General features: G+C 72.4%; 16 protein-coding genes. 1 reads left to right on the forward strand and 15 read right to left on the reverse strand.

The genetic code is table 11. The features are described 5' to 3' along the window. The 13 genes from NX801_RS29485 to pyrR form a co-directional block, all read right to left on the reverse strand. The coding region (locus NX801_RS29485; protein WP_309505931.1) for an S-adenosylmethionine synthetase N-terminal domain-containing protein at positions 1-447 on the reverse strand (447 nt) is incomplete at its 3' end. Positions 448-699: 252 nt separating this feature from the next. After that, positions 700-1,920, reverse strand: coding sequence for a bifunctional phosphopantothenoylcysteine decarboxylase/phosphopantothenate--cysteine ligase CoaBC (coaBC, locus tag NX801_RS29490; RefSeq protein ID WP_258791024.1), 1,221 nt, complete (start codon positions 1,918-1,920; stop codon positions 700-702). A 322-nt stretch (positions 1,921-2,242) separates the two neighbouring features. Next, a complete protein-coding gene (rpoZ, locus tag NX801_RS29495) occupies positions 2,243-2,515 on the reverse strand; it encodes a DNA-directed RNA polymerase subunit omega (protein WP_005319902.1) in 273 nt (90 codons plus the stop codon). 91 nt (positions 2,516-2,606) lie between these two features. Continuing rightward, positions 2,607-3,200, reverse strand: coding sequence for a guanylate kinase (gene gmk / locus NX801_RS29500; protein WP_258791025.1), 594 nt, complete (start codon positions 3,198-3,200; stop codon positions 2,607-2,609). Positions 3,201-3,237: 37 nt separating this feature from the next. Further along, complete coding sequence (locus NX801_RS29505; RefSeq protein ID WP_026246651.1) at positions 3,238-3,561, reverse strand: integration host factor; 324 nt, start codon at positions 3,559-3,561, stop codon at positions 3,238-3,240. Between the two features lie 512 nt (positions 3,562-4,073). Beyond that, positions 4,074-4,958 carry an orotidine-5'-phosphate decarboxylase gene (pyrF, locus tag NX801_RS29510; RefSeq protein WP_309505932.1) on the reverse strand — a complete coding sequence of 295 codons (885 nt, stop codon included), beginning with the start codon at positions 4,956-4,958 and terminating at the stop codon, positions 4,074-4,076. Beyond that, complete coding sequence (locus tag NX801_RS29515; RefSeq protein WP_258791026.1) at positions 4,955-6,064, reverse strand: quinone-dependent dihydroorotate dehydrogenase; 1,110 nt, start codon at positions 6,062-6,064, stop codon at positions 4,955-4,957. The genes pyrF and NX801_RS29515 overlap by 4 nt, the downstream gene beginning before the upstream one ends. A 549-nt stretch (positions 6,065-6,613) precedes the next feature. Next, a complete protein-coding gene (gene carB / locus NX801_RS29520) occupies positions 6,614-9,931 on the reverse strand; it encodes a carbamoyl-phosphate synthase large subunit (protein WP_258791027.1) in 3,318 nt (1,105 codons plus the stop codon). Then, entirely contained in the window at positions 9,924-11,069 is a 1,146-nt protein-coding gene (carA, locus tag NX801_RS29525; protein ID WP_258791028.1) for a glutamine-hydrolyzing carbamoyl-phosphate synthase small subunit, read from the reverse strand. Before carA ends, carB begins: the two co-directional genes overlap by 8 nt. Beyond that, a complete protein-coding gene (locus NX801_RS29530; RefSeq protein ID WP_258791029.1) occupies positions 11,066-11,635 on the reverse strand; it encodes a PH-like domain-containing protein in 570 nt (189 codons plus the stop codon). The genes carA and NX801_RS29530 overlap by 4 nt, the downstream gene beginning before the upstream one ends. Then, complete coding sequence (locus NX801_RS29535) at positions 11,632-12,918, reverse strand: dihydroorotase (protein WP_258791030.1); 1,287 nt, start codon at positions 12,916-12,918, stop codon at positions 11,632-11,634. The genes NX801_RS29530 and NX801_RS29535 overlap by 4 nt, the downstream gene beginning before the upstream one ends. Before the next feature lie 2 nt (positions 12,919-12,920). Then, entirely contained in the window at positions 12,921-13,901 is a 981-nt protein-coding gene (locus NX801_RS29540) for an aspartate carbamoyltransferase catalytic subunit (RefSeq protein ID WP_258791031.1), read from the reverse strand. Between the two features lie 287 nt (positions 13,902-14,188). Continuing rightward, entirely contained in the window at positions 14,189-14,803 is a 615-nt protein-coding gene (gene pyrR, locus NX801_RS29545) for a bifunctional pyr operon transcriptional regulator/uracil phosphoribosyltransferase PyrR (RefSeq protein WP_258791032.1), read from the reverse strand. 197 nt (positions 14,804-15,000) lie between these two features. Between pyrR and bldD the strand changes: the two genes are divergently transcribed. Next, positions 15,001-15,501, forward strand: a complete 501-nt coding sequence (gene bldD, locus NX801_RS29550; protein ID WP_017945577.1) for a transcriptional regulator BldD — start codon at positions 15,001-15,003, stop codon at positions 15,499-15,501. A 399-nt stretch (positions 15,502-15,900) separates the two neighbouring features. Here bldD and nusB read toward each other — a convergent pair whose 3' ends face one another. Next, positions 15,901-16,347, reverse strand: coding sequence for a transcription antitermination factor NusB (gene nusB / locus NX801_RS29555; RefSeq protein ID WP_258791034.1), 447 nt, complete (start codon positions 16,345-16,347; stop codon positions 15,901-15,903). 2 nt (positions 16,348-16,349) lie between these two features. Next, positions 16,350-16,916: an elongation factor P gene (gene efp / locus NX801_RS29560; RefSeq protein WP_258791036.1), complete on the reverse strand. Its 567-nt coding sequence runs from the start codon at positions 16,914-16,916 to the stop codon at positions 16,350-16,352. Between the last annotated feature and the right edge of the window lie 12 nt (positions 16,917-16,928).

The following is a 16,928-nucleotide window of genomic DNA, read 5'->3' on the forward strand; positions in this document are numbered from 1 at the left end:
GATCGGCAGCGGCATCAGCTCCGGCGTCTCGTCCGAGGCATACCCGAACATCAGACCCTGGTCACCGGCGCCCTGCCGGTCCAGCTCGTCCTCATCGCCCTCGACCCGGTTCTCATAGGCCGTGTCCACACCCTGGGCGATGTCCGGGGACTGCGAGCCGATGGACACCGACACGCCGCAGGAGGCGCCGTCGAAGCCCTTCTTGGAGGAGTCGTAGCCGATCTCCAGGATTTTGTTGCGCACCAGCGTCGGGATGTCGGCCCATGCCTTGGTCGTCACCTCACCGGCCACGTGAACCAGGCCGGTGGTGATCAGCGTCTCGACGGCGACCCGGGAGGAGGGGTCCTCCTTGAGCAGGGCGTCGAGGATCGTGTCGCTGATCTGGTCAGCGATCTTGTCGGGGTGACCCTCGGTCACGGACTCCGAGGTGAACAGACGACGGGACACAACGCTCCCTGTGTTTGCAGCGGCTGCTGGCTGAATAGGTGCGGACCGGCGGGGGCTGCGCCCCGCGTCGCTCCGAGGACAGTTTATCGGGCACACTCACCCGTTCGACCAGGTGTCTCGCCTCCCGGAAGCCGGTTTGGCCGTGGAAGAACCCTGGCAACGCGTGGAAGAACCCGTTCCGGTGACCGTAACGCCCTCGTTTGGCGAGGTTTCGGCCACCCCGCCGGTCCGGACGGGATTTTCACGCGTCCGTCATGTGAGTCTCGGCACGGTGAGATCCCAGATCATTTCGGCCAGAGCCTCCTTCGGACCGTACGGTACGGGCGTCTCCGCCCCGTCCGCCGCGAGAACCACGGCCTCGCTCTCCTCCGCGCCGAAGGTCTTCCGCTCCCCCACCTCGTTCACCACGAGCAGATCGCAGCCCTTGCGGCGGAGCTTCTCCCGGCCGTTGGCCAGTACGTCGTCGGTCTCGGCGGCGAAGCCGACGATCACCTGTCCGGGGCGCGGGCGGGCGGCGGAGAGTTCGGCCAGCACGTCCGGATTGCGTACCAGGGCGACCGGCGCCGGCTGCTCGCCCTCCCGCTTCTTGATCTTGCCCTCGGCGTAGACGGCCGGGCGGAAGTCCGCGACCGCCGCCGCCATCACCACGGCGTCCGCGTCCGCCGCCGCCTTCAGCACCGCCTCGCGGAGCTGGAGCGCGGTACCGACCGGCACCACGTCCACGCCGGCCGGGTCGGGCAGCCCGGTGTTGGCGGCGATCAGGGTGACCCGTGCCCCCCGGGCGGCGGCGGTACGGGCGAGGGCGTACCCCTGCTTGCCGGAGGAACGGTTCCCCAGGAAGCGCACCGGGTCCAGCGGCTCCCGGGTGCCGCCGGCGCTGATCACGACATGGCGTCCGGCGAGGTCGGGGGCGGCGGCGGAGCCCCGGGCCAGCACCCGGCGGCAGACCTCGAAGATCTCGCCCGGGTCGGGCAGCCGGCCCTTGCCGGTGTCGGCACCGGTCAGCCGGCCGACCGCCGGCTCGATCACCACCGCGCCGCGCCGCCGGAGGGTGGCGACGTTCTCCTGGGTGGCGGGGTGCTCCCACATCTCGGTGTGCATCGCGGGCGCGAAGACCACCGGGCAGCGGGCGGTGAGCAGGGTGTTGGTGAGCAGGTCGTCGGCGAGGCCGTGCGCCGCCCGGGCCAGGGTGTCGGCGGTGGCCGGGGCGACGACCACCAGGTCGGCCTCCTGCCCGATGCGGACGTGCGGGACCTCGTGCACGTCGGACCAGACCTCGGTGGCGACCGGGTTGCCGGAGAGCGCGGACCAGGTGGCGGCGCCGACGAAGTGCAGCGCCGACTCGGTCGGGACGACCCGTACGCCATGGCCCGACTCGGTCAGCCGGCGCAGCAGCTCGCACGCCTTGTAGGCGGCGATGCCCCCGCTGACGCCCAGGACGACCTTCGGTGTACCGGTCTTCGGCTTCTCCACGCGCCTCTCCCGCTTCGACGGTCTTGGACGTTCTTCGTCTTGGAGGTTCTTCGTCTCGGAGGTGCTTCGTCTTGGACGGTCTTCGTCTCGGACGCTCTTCGACGGGTGGTCGGATGTCGCTCCGGTGGCCCGGAGCCGATCGCCCCTGAGCTTTCACCGGCCCCGGGCCCGGCTTCTCCGGTCCGGCCGGTGCCGGACGCGCGTCCCGTACGTCCCCGGTCACGCCTCACGGGCCCGGCGGATGGTCCGCCGGGCCCGTGAGGAACGTCCTTCGGGGACCCGGGATCCCCGGGCACGCGGGGACGTGCGGGTGCGAGGGTGGTTACTGGGCCGGGCCCTCGATGGCCTCGGAGGTCAGCAGCCCCGCGTTGATCTCCCGCAGCGCGATCGACAGCGGCTTCTCGTGGACGTGGGTGTCCACCAGCGGGCCGACGTACTCCAGCAGGCCCTCACCGAGCTGGGAGTAGTACGCGTTGATCTGACGGGCGCGCTTGGCCGCGTAGATCACCAGGCTGTACTTCGAGTCGGTGGCCTCGAGCAGCTCGTCGATCGGCGGGTTGATGATGCCCTCGGGCGCGGTGATGGAAGAGGACACGATCTGCCTTCCGATACGTCGGGTGGACCGGCTCCGGGGTCCGGGCCGCTGGGGTCCGGGACTTCCGGGGGGCCGGAAAAAGGGACAAAGATCAAACAACTTCCATCAAGGCTAGCAGCTCACGCGCCACGTCCTCGACGGAGGTGTTGACCAGGGTGGTGTCGAACTCCGCCTCGGCGGCCAGCTCGATCTTGGCGGCCGCCAGCCGCCGCTCGATGACCTCCGGCGACTCGGTGCCCCGGCCGGTGAGCCGGCGGACCAGCTCGTCCCAGCTGGGCGGCGCCAGGAAGACGAGCTGGGCCTCGGGCATCGACTCACGGACCAGCCGGGCGCCCTGGAGGTCGATCTCCAGGAGCACCGGCTCGCCGCCGTCGAGCCGCTCCAGGACGGCGGCGCGCGGGGTGCCGTAGCGGTTGCCCGCGAACTCGGCCCACTCCAGCAGTTCGCCGTTGGCGATCAGCTTGTCGAACTCGTCGTCCGTGACGAAGTGGTACTGCACACCGTCCCGCTCGCCGGGTCGCGGCTTGCGGGTGGTCGCGGAGACCGAGAGCCACACCTCGGGGTGGACCTTGCGCATATGGGCGACGACCGTGCTCTTGCCGACCCCGGAGGGGCCGGAGAGCACGGTCAGCCGCGGACGTACGTCCGGGGGCTCGGGGGTGGTCCCCCGGGATGTTGCAGCCATGGGGCGATTATTCCAGCTTCGCGGAGCGCCCCGGACGTCAGGCTCCGGTGCTGCCGAACTCGCGCTCCAGGGAGGCGATCTGGTTGGAGCCGAGCCCGCGCACCCGGCGGCTCTCGGAGATGCCGAGCCGTTCCATGATCTGCTTGGCGCGGACCTTGCCGACGCCGGGCAGCGACTCCAGCAGTGCGGAGACCTTCATCTTGCCGATGACGTCGTTCTCCTGGCCCTGCTTGATGACCTCGTGGAGCGAGGCGCCGGAGTGCTTGAGTCGATTCTTGACCTCGGCCCGCTCCCGGCGAGCCGCGGCGGCCTTTTCGAGCGCGGCTGCGCGCTGTTCAGGGGTAAGGGGCGGAAGAGCCACGCCTACGTCACCTCGGATGTCGAAACTGTCGGATGTCGGATACGGACCGGTGAGGAACCTGGACGGCTCACACCGCGTGGACCACGCCCGATGGTGCTGTGCGTTGGCCCTGCGACGGAGACTAGCGGGCAAGACCGCCGGAGTCAGCGAGAACAGCGGAAAAGTCCTGGTCAGGATCGCTACAGCCCGGCATAACGGTCATAACACCCGGGTTCCGGGTCGGTATCGCGTCAACAGTGGTCACGGTCGGAACCGGGGGTGTGACGGAGAAGAACCGCCGTGCCCGCGCGCCCCTTCACGCCACCGCGCGCCCCCGCCTCGAACAGCGGGAACGCCCGGCCCCGCCGGGCCGCCCCCCGGCCACCCCCGGTTCACCCGTTCGGCGACCCGGCGAAAGCGCGTACGGCGGTCGGCCCCGCCTCCGTCTCCGTGCCGTACGCCTCCGTGCCGTACGGCGGTCGGCCCCGGCCCGCGCCGTACGCCTCCGGTCCCCTGCGTACGCCTCCGGCCCCTCAGCCCGCCACGGCCGCCCGGACCTCTTCCGCGTACCGCTCGGCCGCCGCGCGCAGGGCGGCCGGGTCGGGGCCGTGGCGGAGCACCGCGCGGCTGACGTTGGGCACCACGTTCCGTACCGCCGCGCCGAAGACGGCCGGCAGATCGGCGGGGGTGGCGCCCTGCGCGCCGATGCCGGGGGCGAGCAGCGGCCCGCCGACGGCCAGGTCGAAGGAGGAGAGGTCGCCCAGCGTGGCGCCGACCACCGCGCCGAACGAGCCCAGCGGCGCCCCGGCCGCGAGCTCCCGGGCGTTCTCGGCGGCCAGCCGGGCGAGCATGGTGGCACCGACGCTCCGGCCGTCCTCCCGGACCGCCCGCTGGACCTCGGCGCCCTCCGGGTTGGAGGTGAGGGCCAGCACGAAGAGGCCGGTCCCGCTCTCCCGGGCCAGCTCCGCGGCGGGCGCCAGCGAACCGTAGCCGAGGTAGGGCGAGACGGTGAGCGCGTCCGAGAAGAGCGGCGCGTCCGGGCGGAGGTAGGTCTCGGCGTACGCGGCCATGGTGGAGCCGACGTCGCCCCGCTTGGCGTCCATCACCACCAGCGCGCCGGCCCGGCGCAGCTCGGCGACGGCGGTCTCCAGGACGGCGATCCCACGCGAGCCGAACCGCTCGAAGAAGGCGCTCTGCGGCTTGACCACGGCGACCCGGTCGGCCAGCGCCTCCACCACCGTGCGGGTGAAGGTCTCCAGGCCCCGGACGTCGTCGTCCAGCCCCCAGGCGGCCAGCAGCGCGGCGTGCGGGTCGATGCCCACGCAGAGCGGACCCCGCGCGTCCATGGCGCGCCGGAGCCGGGCGCCGAACGGCTCGGGCGCGGCCGGGGAGGTCGGGGAGGGTACGGGAGCGGTCACCGGGCGGCCTTCCGGGTGTCGGCGCCGACGGCCTCGGCGAGGGTGGCGTACGGGGAGGCGGCCAGCCGGGCGGCCAGCCCCTTGTGGACGGCGCGGGCGTAGCACGGACCCTGGTAGATGAAGGCGCTGTACCCCTGGACCAGGGTGGCACCGGCCAGGATGCGCTGCCAGGCGTCCTCGGCGTTCTCCACGCCGCCGACCCCGATCAGCGTCAGCCGGTCGCCCACCCGGGCGTACAGCCGGCGGAGGACGGCCAGCGAGCGCTCCTTGAGCGGCGCGCCGGAGAGGCCGCCGGTCTCCGCGGTCAGGGCGGGGTCGGAGGCGAGGCCGAGACCCTCCCGGGCGATGGTGGTGTTGGTGGCGATGATGCCGTCCAGGCCCAGCTCCACGGCCAGGTCGGCCACCGCGTCCACGTCCTCGTCCGCGAGGTCCGGGGCGATCTTGACCAGCAGCGGCACCCGGCGCTCCGGCACGGCGCGGTCGGCGGCCTCCCGGACGGCGCCGAGCAGCGGCCGCAGCGCCTCGGTGGCCTGGAGGTTCCGCAGGCCCGGGGTGTTGGGCGAGGAGACGTTGACCACCAGGTAGTCGGCGTGCCGGGCAAGCCGCTCGGTGGACTTCACATAGTCGGCGGCGGCCTCGGCCTCGGGCACCACCTTGGTCTTGCCGATGTTGACGCCGACCACCGTGCGGAGGACCGGCACCCGGGTGCGCAGCCGCTCCGCGACGATGGCGGAGCCGTCGTTGTTGAAGCCCATCCGGTTGATCAGGGCGCGGTCGGCGACCAGCCGGAAGAGGCGCTTCTTCGGGTTGCCGGGCTGCGGCTCCCCGGTGACGGTGCCGATCTCGACATGGTCGAAGCCGAGCATGGCCATGCCGTCGACGGCGACGGCGTTCTTGTCGAAGCCGGCCGCCAGCCCGAAGGGACCGTGCATCCGCAGGCCCAGCGCCTCGGTGCGCAGCTCCTTGTGCCGGGGCGCCAGCGCGGCGGCGAGGAAGGTGCGCAGGACGGGGATCCGGACGGCGAGCCGGATCCAGCGGAAGGCCAGGTGGTGGGCGCGCTCGGCGTCCATTCGTTTGAAGACGAGGTGGAAGAAGAGTCGGTACATCGAAGATCCTCGGGAGTCCTCGGGAAGTCCTGGGCGGGATGCTCCGGCCGGGCGGGACCGGAGCGGCGGCGGGCCGGCCCTGAGCGGGGGGCGGACGACCGCGTGAGCGGGCGGAAACCGGCGCGGGCGGGGGAAAAGCGGCGTGAGCGGTACGCGGACCGCCCGCGCGGGACGGCGTGAGCGGGGGGAACCGGCGTGAGCGGCAGCCGGACCGCCCGCGCGGGACCGGGTGAGCGGCACCCGGCCCGCCCGCGCGGGGCGACATGAGCGGCACCCGGGCCGTCCGCGCGAGAGCGGCGGGCGGCGACCGGCGTGGCGGCGGAACCGCCCGCCCCGGCACCGGACACCCACGCCGGGCGGCACACGCCCCGCCCCGGCACCGGACACGCCGGACGGCACCCGGCCCGGTACCGGCACCCGGTCCGGCCCGTCCCGCACCGGACCGCCGGTACGACCGCCGGACAGCCGGTACGACAGGCGGGCGGACCGGCAGCCGGGTGCGGCATGAAGCGGGGGACACCGGCCGGTGTCCCCCGCTCCCCCGGCCGCTCAGTCCTCGCGGGCGGCCGTCAGGTGCTCGGCGTGCTCCTGGAGGGAGCGCACCCCCACCCCGCCCGCGTGCAGGGCGTCGATGCCCTGCACGGCGGCGGCCAGCGCCTGGACCGTGGTGAGGCACGGGACGCCCCGGGCGACGGCGGCGGTGCGGATGTCGTAGCCGTCCAGCCGGCCGCCGGTGCCGTACGGGGTGTTGACGATGAGGTCCACCTCGCCGTCGTGGATGAGGCCCACGATGGTCCGCTCGCCGCCGGGGCCCTCGCCCTCGGACTGCTTGCGCACCACGGTGGCGTTGATGCCGTTGCGCTTGAGGACCTCGGCGGTGCCGGAGGTGGCCAGCAGCTCGAAGCCGTGGGCGACCAGCTCGCGGGCCGGGAAGATCATCGAGCGCTTGTCCCGGTTGGCGACCGAGATGAAGGCCCGGCCCTTGGCGGGCAGCGGCCCGTAGGCGCCGGCCTGCGACTTGGCGTACGCGGTGCCGAAGACCGAGTCGATGCCCATGACCTCGCCGGTGGAGCGCATCTCGGGGCCGAGCACGGTGTCCACGCCCCGGCCGTGGATGTCCCGGAACCGGGACCACGGCATCACGGCCTCCTTGACGGAGATCGGCGCGTCCAGCGGCAGGGTGCCGCCGTCGCCGTTCCTCGGCAGCAGGCCCTCGGCCCGCAGCTCCGCCACGGTGGCGCCGAGCGAGATCCGGGCGGCCGCCTTGGCCAGCGGCACGGCGGTGGCCTTGGAGGTGAACGGCACGGTCCGGGAGGCGCGCGGGTTGGCCTCCAGGACGTACAGGATGTCCCCGGCCATGGCGAACTGGATGTTGATCAGTCCGCGCACCCCGACGCCCCGCGCGATGGCCTCGGTGGAGGCGCGCAACCGCTTGATGTCATGGCCGCCCAGGGTGATCGGGGGCAGCGCGCAGGCGGAGTCGCCGGAGTGGATGCCGGCCTCCTCGATGTGCTCCATGACGCCGCCGAGGTAGAGCTCGTGGCCGTCGTAGAGGGCGTCCACGTCGATCTCTATGGCGTCGTCCAGGAAGCGGTCGACCAGGACCGGCCGGTCGTGGCTGATCTCGGTGGACTCCGCGATGTACGCCTCCAGGCGGGACTCGTCGTAGACGATCTCCATGCCCCGGCCGCCGAGCACGTACGAGGGGCGGACCAGCACCGGGTAGCCGATCTCGTCCGCGATGGCCTTGGCGCCCTCGAAGGTGGTGGCGGTGCCGTGCTTGGGCGCGGGCAGTCCGGCCTCGGCGAGGACCCGGCCGAAGGCGCCCCGGTCCTCGGCGGCGTGGATGGCCTCCGGGGAGGTGCCGACCACGGGCACGCCGTTGTCCTTGAGCGCCTGGGCCAGGCCCAGCGGGGTCTGGCCGCCGAGCTGGACCACGACACCGGCGACCGGGCCGGCCTGCCGCTCGGCGTGGACGATCTCCAGTACGTCCTCCAGGGTGAGCGGCTCGAAGTAGAGCCGGTCGGAGGTGTCGTAGTCGGTGGAGACGGTCTCCGGGTTGCAGTTGACCATCACGGTCTCGTACCCGGCGTCGCTCAGCGCGAAGGAGGCGTGGACGCAGGAGTAGTCGAACTCGATGCCCTGGCCGATGCGGTTGGGGCCGGAGCCGAGGATGATCACGGCCGGCTTCTCGCGCGGGGCGACCTCGCTCTCCTCGTCGTACGAGGAGTAGAAGTACGGCGTCCGGGCGGCGAACTCGGCGGCGCAGGTGTCCACGGTCTTGTAGACCGGGCGGACGCCCAGCGCGTGCCGGACCTCGCGGACCACGTCCTCGCGCAGCCCCCGGATCGCGGCGATCTGGGCGTCGGAGAAGCCGTGCCGCTTGGCCTCGGCCAGCAGATCGGGCTCCAGCCGGCCGGCGGCGGCCAGCTCGTCCGCGAGCTCCTTGATCAGGAAGAGCTGGTCCACGAACCAGGGGTCGATCTTCGTCGCCTCGAAGACCTCCTGAGGGGTGGCCCCGGCCCGGATCGCCCGCATCACGGTGTTGATCCGGCCGTCGGTGGGCCGCACCGCCACCCGCAGCAGCTCGTCCTTCTCCGCCGCGTCCACCGGGGAGGTGAAGTCGAACTGGCTGCCCTTCTTCTCCAGGGAGCGCAGCGCCTTCTGGAGCGCCTCGGTGAAGTTGCGGCCGATCGCCATCGCCTCACCGACCGACTTCATGGTGGTGGTCAGCGTGGCGTCGGCGGACGGGAACTTCTCGAAGGCGAACCGGGGCGCCTTGACCACCACGTAGTCGAGCGTCGGCTCGAAGGAGGCCGGGGTCTGCTCGGTGATGTCGTTGGGGATCTCGTCCAGCGTGTAGCCGACGGCCAGCCGGGCGGCGATCTTGGCGATGGGGAAGCCGGTCGCCTTGGAGGCGAGCGCCGAGGAGCGGGAGACCCGGGGGTTCATCTCGATGACGATGACCCGGCCGTCCTCGGGGTTGACGGCGAACTGGATGTTGCAGCCGCCGGTGTCCACGCCGACCTCGCGGATGATCGCGATGCCGACGTCCCGGAGGGTCTGGTACTCCCGGTCGGTGAGGGTCATCGCCGGGGCGACGGTGATGGAGTCGCCGGTGTGCACGCCCATCGGGTCGAAGTTCTCGATGGAGCAGACGACGACCACGTTGTCGTGCTTGTCGCGCATCAGCTCCAGCTCGTACTCCTTCCAGCCGAGGATGGACTCCTCCAGGAGCACCTCGGTGGTCGGGGAGAGCGTGAGGCCCTGGCCGGCGATCCGGCGCAGCTCCTCCTCGTCGTGGGCGAAGCCGGAGCCGGCGCCGCCCATGGTGAAGGAGGGGCGGACGACGACCGGGTAGCCGCCGAGCGTCTCCACGCCGTTCAGCACGTCGTCCATGGAGTGGCAGATCACCGAGCGGGCGGACTCGCCGTGGCCGGTCTTCGCCTTGACCGCCGCCACCACGCCCTTGAACAGGTCGCGGTCCTCGCCCTTGTGGATCGCCTCCACATTGGCGCCGATCAGCTCGACGCCGTACTTGGTGAGGGTGCCCTGCTCGTGCAGGGAGATCGCGGTGTTGAGCGCGGTCTGGCCGCCCAGGGTGGGCAGCAGGGCGTCCGGGCGCTCCTTGGCGATGATCTTCTCGACGTACTCCGGGGTGATCGGCTCGACATAGGTGGCGTCGGCGATCTCCGGGTCGGTCATGATCGTGGCCGGGTTGGAGTTGACCAGGATGACCCGCAGGCCCTCGGCCTTGAGGACGCGGCACGCCTGGGTGCCGGAGTAGTCGAACTCGGCGGCCTGGCCGATGACGATCGGGCCGGAGCCGATGACCAGGACGGACTGGATATCGGTGCGCTTAGGCACGCTCGGCCTCCATCAGAGATACGAAGCGGTCGAAGAGGTACGCGGCGTCGTGCGGGCCGGCGGCCGCCTCGGGGTGGTACTGGACGCTGAAGGCCGGCTGGTCGAGCAGCTGGAGGCCCTCCACCACGTTGTCGTTGAGGCAGACGTGGGAGACCTCGGCGCGGCCGTAGGCGGTGTCGGACACCTGGTCGAGCGGGGCGTCGACGGCGAAGCCGTGGTTGTGCGCGGTGACCTCCACCTTGCCGGTGGTGCGGTCCTGGACCGGCTGGTTGATGCCCCGGTGGCCGTACTTCAGCTTGTAGGTGCCGAAGCCGAGGGCGCGGCCGAGGATCTGGTTGCCGAAGCAGATACCGAAGAGCGGGGTCTTCCGCTCCAGCACGGCGCGCATCACGGCGACCGGTCCGTCGGCGGTGGCGGGGTCGCCGGGGCCGTTGGAGAAGAAGACGCCGTCCGGATTCACCGCGTAGACGTCCTCCGAGGTGGCGGTGGCGGGCAGCACATGGACCTCGATGCCGCGCTCGGCCATCCGGTGCGGGGTCATGCCCTTGATGCCCAGGTCGACGGCGGCGACGGTGAATCGCTTCTCGCCGATCGCGGGAACGACGTACGCCTCCTTGGTGGCGACCTCGGCGGCCAGGTCGGCGCCGGTCATCTCGGGCGCCTGGCGGACCTCGGCCAGCATGGTGCCCTCGTCGGGCAGGGCGCTGCCGGAGAAGATGCCGACCCGCATGGCGCCGCGCTCGCGGAGGTGACGGGTGAGGGCGCGGGTGTCCACACCGCTGATGCCGACGACGCCCTGGGCGGCCAGCTCGGCGTCGAGGGAGCGGCGGGAGCGCCAGTTGGAGGGGATCCGGGCGGGGTCGCGGACGACATAACCGGCGACCCAGATCCGCCGGGACTCGGGGTCCTCGTCGTTGACGCCGGCGTTGCCGACGTGCGGGGCGGTCATCACCACGACCTGGCGGTGGTACGACGGGTCGGTCAGCGTCTCCTGGTAGCCGGTCATGCCGGTGGAGAACACCGCCTCGCCGAAGGTCTGTCCGACGGCCCCGTAGGCGCGGCCGCGGAAGATCCGTCCGTCCTCCAGGACGAGTACGGCGGGGATCCGATCGGTTCCCCCGGAGCTGGCGGTCGTCATCGTGCGGTGCCTTCCGTGGTGCGGGTGGTGAGGGAGTCGACGGCCGCGACCCAGTCGTGGTGGTCGGCGGCGCGGTCGGCGCGGAAGCCGGAGTCCAGCAGGGTGGAGCCGTGCTCCCAGGTGATGATCAGCAGGCCGCCCTCGGTGAGGACCTTGCCGGCGATGCCCTTGTCGAGCCGGGCGCCGCGGATCCGGCCGGCCGGTACGAAGAAGTCGGTGGCCCCGGGACGGACGACCATCAGGCCGGCGTCGGTCAGGGTCAGCTCGACGCGGCTGCGGGTGCCGAGCCCGTGGGCGACGATCCGGTCCAGCCACTGCCCGGCGGTGGTGGAGCCGTGGTAGCGGCCGGACATGGTGATCCGGGTGGCGCCCCGGTCGTCGGGCACGGCCGGCAGCTCCGGCAGGCCGTGCTGGAGGGTGCCGCGCCACTTCCAGCCCTGGCGCATCAGCCAGTAGACCAGGGTGATGAAGAGCAGCAGTCCGGCCACCCAGCCGAGCCGGGCGGCCCAGTCCGTGACCTCCGCCGACTTCTGTTCGGCGGCCAGTTCGATCAGTGCAGGTGTCACGCCAGCTTCCCGTCCATGAGCGTCGCCCGGCCCCGCAGGAAGGTGTGGGTGACGCGTCCCGGCAGCTCACGGCCCCGGTAGGGGGTGTTGCGGCTGCGGGAGGCGAAGCCCGCGGGGTCCACGGTTCCACGGTAAGCCGGATCGACCAGGGTCAGGTTGGCGGGCTCACCCGCCGAGACGGGCCGACCGTGGCCGGTGGCGCGGCCGATCCGGGCCGGGGCGAAGGACATCCGGTCCGCGACGCCCGCCCAGTCGAGCAGTCCGGTCTCCACCATCGTCCGCTGGACGACGGAGAGGGCGGTCTCCAGGCCGACCATGCCCATGGCGGCGGCGGCCCACTCGCAGTCCTTGTCCTCGTGCGGGTGCGGGGCGTGGTCGGTGGCGACGATGTCGATGGTCCCGTCGGCCAGCGCCTCGCGCAGCGCCCGCACGTCCCGCTCGGTGCGCAGCGGCGGGTTGACCTTGTAGACCGGGTCGTAGGAGCGGACCAGTTCGTCGGTGAGGAGCAGGTGGTGCGGGGTGACCTCGGCGGTGACGTCGATGCCCCGGGACTTGGCCCAGCGGACGATCTCGACCGAGCCGGCGGTGGAGAGGTGGCAGATGTGCACCCGGGAGCCGACGTGCTCGGCGAGCAGCACGTCCCGGGCGACGATCGACTCCTCCGCGACGGCCGGCCAGCCGCCGAGACCCAGCTCGGCGGAGACGGTGCCCTCGTTCATCTGGGCGCCCTCGGTCAGCCGGGGCTCCTGGGCGTGCTGGGCGACGACGCCGCCGAACGCCTTCACGTACTCCAGCGCCCGGCGCATGATCACGGCGTCGTGGACGCACTTGCCGTCGTCGGAGAAGACGGTGACCCCGGCGGCCGACTCGTGCATGGCGCCCAGCTCCGCCAGCTGGGTGCCCTCCAGGCCGACGGTGACCGCGCCGATCGGCTGGACGTCGCAGTAGCCGGACTCCTGGCCCAGCCGGTAGACCTGCTCGACCACGCCGGCGGTGTCCGCGACCGGGAAGGTGTTGGCCATGGCGAAGACCGAGGTGAAGCCGCCGGAGGCGGCGGCCCGGGTGCCGGTGAGCACCGTCTCGGAGTCCTCCCGGCCCGGCTCGCGCAGATGGGTGTGGAGGTCGACCAGACCGGGCAGCAGGATCTGTCCCTCGGCGGGGACGACGGTGGCGTCCGGGTCGGTGAGCCCGGTCCCGGTGGCGGCGATGGTCTCGCCCTCGATCAGGACGTCCTGGGCCTCGCCGCCGAGCACCCGCGCCCCGCGGATCAGGATCTTGTTCATGCTCACTTGCTCTCCTCGGTACGGGCGTGGGTCGTGGCGGGCTCGTTGCCGCCGAGCAGCAGATAGAGGACGGCCATCCGGATCGAGACGCCGTTGGCGACCTGCTCGATCACGGTGCAGCGCGGGGAGTCCGCGACCTCGGCGGTGATCTCCATGCCGCGCACCATCGGGCCGGGGTGCATCACGACGGCGTGCTCCGGCATCCGGGCGAGCCGGTCGCCGTCCAGGCCGTAGCGGCGGGAGTACTCGCGCTCGGTCGGGAAGAAGGCGGCGTTCATCCGCTCGCGCTGGACGCGCAGCATCATCACCGCGTCGGACTTGGGCAGGACGGCGTCGAGGTCGTACGAGACCTCGCAGGGCCAGCTCGTCACGCCGACCGGCACCAGGGTGGGCGGCGCCACCAGGGTGACCTCGGCGCCCAGGGTGTGCAGCAGGTCGACATTGGAGCGGGCCACCCGGCTGTGCAGCACGTCCCCGACGATGGTGATCCGCTTGCCGGCCAGGTCGCGGCCGAGCCCGGTGTCCCGGCCGACCAGCCGGCGGCGCATGGTGAAGGCGTCCAGCAGGGCCTGGGTGGGGTGCTGATGGGTGCCGTCGCCCGCGTTGATCACGGCGGCGTCGATCCAGCCGGAGGTGGCGAGGCGGTACGGGGCCCCCGAGGCGCCGTGCCGGATGACGACGGCGTCGACGCCCATCGCCTCCAGGGTCTGCGCGGTGTCCTTGAGCGACTCGCCCTTGGAGACCGAGGAGCCCTTGGCCGAGAAGTTGATCACGTCGGCGGAGAGCCGCTTCTCGGCGGCCTCGAAGGAGATCCGGGTACGGGTGGAGTCCTCGAAGAACAGGTTGACGACCGTCCGGCCGCGGAGCGTCGGCAGCTTCTTGATCGGCCGGTCCGCGACCCGGGCCATCTCCTCGGCGGTGTCGAGGATCAGGACGGCTTCGTCGCGGGTGAGGTCGGCGGCCGAGATGAGGTGGCGCATCATCGGGGGTCTCTCCAGGGGTGGAGGTGGTCCGGGGGCAGGGGGTCCGGACGGAAGGGAGGGTCTGGGCGCGGACGGGAGGGGCGGCCTCCACCGGGCGGCGGGTGCCTCTCCGGGCCGGACTGGGCGGGGCTCGCCGGCCGGCCGGCGGATCCGGCCGGCAGCTCCGGGCGGGAGCGGTGCCCGGGTGGCCGTCCGGGTCCGGGGCGGTGCCGGGCGGGACCGTACGCGGCGGTGTCCGCGGGTACGGGCGGTCGCGCCGGCGCCGGGCGGGCCGGAGGTGCCGGGGGCTAGCGCTCGCCGGCCGGGGCGGCCGGCCGGTGGTCGCCGCCGTCGGCCGGGGCGGTCTCGCGCAGGCCGAGCAGCACGGCGTCCCGGCCGTCCTCCTCGGTGAGCTGGACCTTGACCGCCTCCCGCAGCGAGGTGGGGAGGTTCTTGCCCACATAGTCGGCGCGGATCGGCAGCTCGCGGTGGCCCCGGTCGACCAGCACGGCCAGCTGCACCGCGCGCGGGCGGCCGAGGTCGCCGAGGGCGTCCAGGGCGGCGCGGATGGTGCGACCGGAGAAGAGCACGTCGTCGACGAGGACGACCAGGCGGCCGTCGAGCCCGTCACCGGGGATCTCGGTGCGGGCGAGCGCGCGGGCGGGCCGCAACCGCAGGTCGTCGCGGTACATGGTGATGTCCAGCGAGCCGACGGGGATGGCACGGCCGGTGATCTGCTGGAGCTTTTCGGCCAGCCGACGGGCGAGGAAGACGCCGCGGGTCGGGATGCCGAGGAGCACCACGTCGTCGGCGCCCTTGGCGCGTTCGACGATCTCGTGGGCGATACGGGTCAGTACGCGGGCGATGTCGGGGCCCTCGAGCACGGGGCGGGCCGCATCGGCGTGCGGGGTGGTGGCGTCCATACGGAACGGACCTCCTTCTCCGCCTCACGGGACGGACCTTAAAGGACGTCTGATTTGCGCCGCTCAGCCTAGCAGGGCCCGCGCCCGACCAGAACCGGGGGCGGGAGTGACGGTCGGTACGATCCGTCCGGCTTGACGGACGCCCGTAACGCTGCGTAACCTCACAGTGAGTTACCGAACTTCGTCCCGGGAGCTATATGTCCAGCGAATACGCAAAACAGCTCGGGGCCAAGCTCCGTGCCATCCGCACCCAGCAGGGCCTCTCCCTCCACGGTGTGGAGGAGAAGTCCCAGGGCCGCTGGAAGGCCGTTGTGGTCGGCTCGTACGAGCGCGGCGACCGTGCCGTGACCGTGCAGCGCCTGGCCGAGCTGGCCGATTTCTACGGCGTTCCGGTGCAGGAGCTGCTGCCGGGCACCACGCCGGGCGGGGCCGCCGAGCCGCCGCCGAAGCTCGTCCTGGACCTGGAGCGCCTGGCCCACGTGCCCGCGGAGAAGGCCGGCCCGCTCCAGCGGTACGCCGCCACGATCCAGTCCCAGCGGGGCGACTACAACGGCAAGGTGCTGTCGATCCGCCAGGACGACCTGCGCACGCTGGCGGTCATCTACGACCAGTCCCCCTCGGTGCTGACCGAGCAGCTGATCAGCTGGGGCGTGCTGGACGCCGACGCGCGCCGCGCGGTCGCCCACGAGGAGGGCTGACCGGGCCCGCCCGGCCCTTTACCCGAGCCGACCGGCAGAAACGTGCCGCCGGGTGCGGCGGGAGCCTTCTGGCCCCGCCGCACCCGGCGGCTTCGCCGTATCCGGCCCCGGTTCTCGGACAACCCGGTTTCCCGGACGCCCCGGGCTTCCCGACAACCCCGTTTCCCGGACGCCCCGGGGTCGCCGGCCCGGGTTCCGCCGCGCGGAGGGCCGGAGCGCGGAGAGTCGGAGGGCGGCGGCCCGGTGCGGGGCCTTCCGGTGGCAGGGCCGTGCGGGCCCGTCCGGCGGCGGCCCGGAGTGCGAAGGGTCCGCGGGGGCGGCGGCCTCCGGGAACGCCCGAGGGGCCCGGCGGGCGCGCGGCGCGCGTCGCGGGCCCCTCGGGGCGGTCGGTGCGGAGGCTCAGTCCTGCTTGAGCTCCTGGTCCCTGCGGAGACCGGGCTTCAGGTCCTTGAAGCGGCTCAGCAGGCCGTTGACGAAGGACGGCGAGTCGTCGGTGGAGAACTCCCTGGCGAGCTGCACCGCCTCGTCGATCACCACCGCGTCCGGAGTGGCGTCCACCCAGACCAGCTCGTACGCCCCGAGCCGCAGGATGTTCCGGTCCACCACCGGCATCCGGTCGAGCGTCCAGCCCACCGCGTAGGTGGCGATGAGCTCGTCGATCCGGGTCGCGTAGCCGGCGTACCCCTCGATCAGCTCCATGGTGTACTCGCTGACCGGCGGCTGCCGGTCGTCGGACCGGGCGTGCCGGACCCAGTCCGCGAGGACCTCTCGCGCGGGGATTCCGCGCTGGTCTGCCTCGAAGAGGATCTGGAAGGCGCGCTTGCGGGCCTTGTTCCGGGCGGCCACGGTTAGCTGTTCACCCGGCCGAGGTAGTCGCCGGAACGGGTGTCGACCTTGATCTTCTCGCCGGTGGTGATGAAGAGCGGCACCTGGATGGTGTAGCCGGTCTCCAGGGTGGCGGGCTTGTTGCCACCGGTGGAGCGGTCGCCCTGGACGCCCGGCTCGGTCTCCTGGATGGTCAGCTCGACGGCGGCGGGCAGCTCGACGTAGAGCACCTCGCCCTCGTGCTGGGCGACGGTGGCGGTGAAGCCCTCGATCAGGAAGTTGGCGGAGTCGCCGACGGCGGCGCGGGAGACGTGCAGCTGGTCGTACGTCTGCATGTCCATGAAGACGAAGTAGTCGCCGTCCATGTACGAGAACTGCATGTCGCGGCGGTCGACGGTGGCCGTCTCAACCTTCACACCGGCGTTGAAGGTCTTGTCGACGATCTTGCCGGAGAGGACGTTCTTGAGCTTGGTGCGCACGAAGGCCGGGCCCTTGCCGGGCTTGACGTGCTGGAACTCGACGACGGACCAGAGCTGGTCGTTGTCGAGCTTGAGCACCATGCCGTTCTTGAGGTCGTTCGTGGAAGCCACGGTTCGGGATTC

This window comes from Streptomyces pyxinae (genome assembly GCF_024756275.1).
GTDB lineage: Bacteria > Actinomycetota > Actinomycetes > Streptomycetales > Streptomycetaceae > Streptomyces > Streptomyces pyxinae.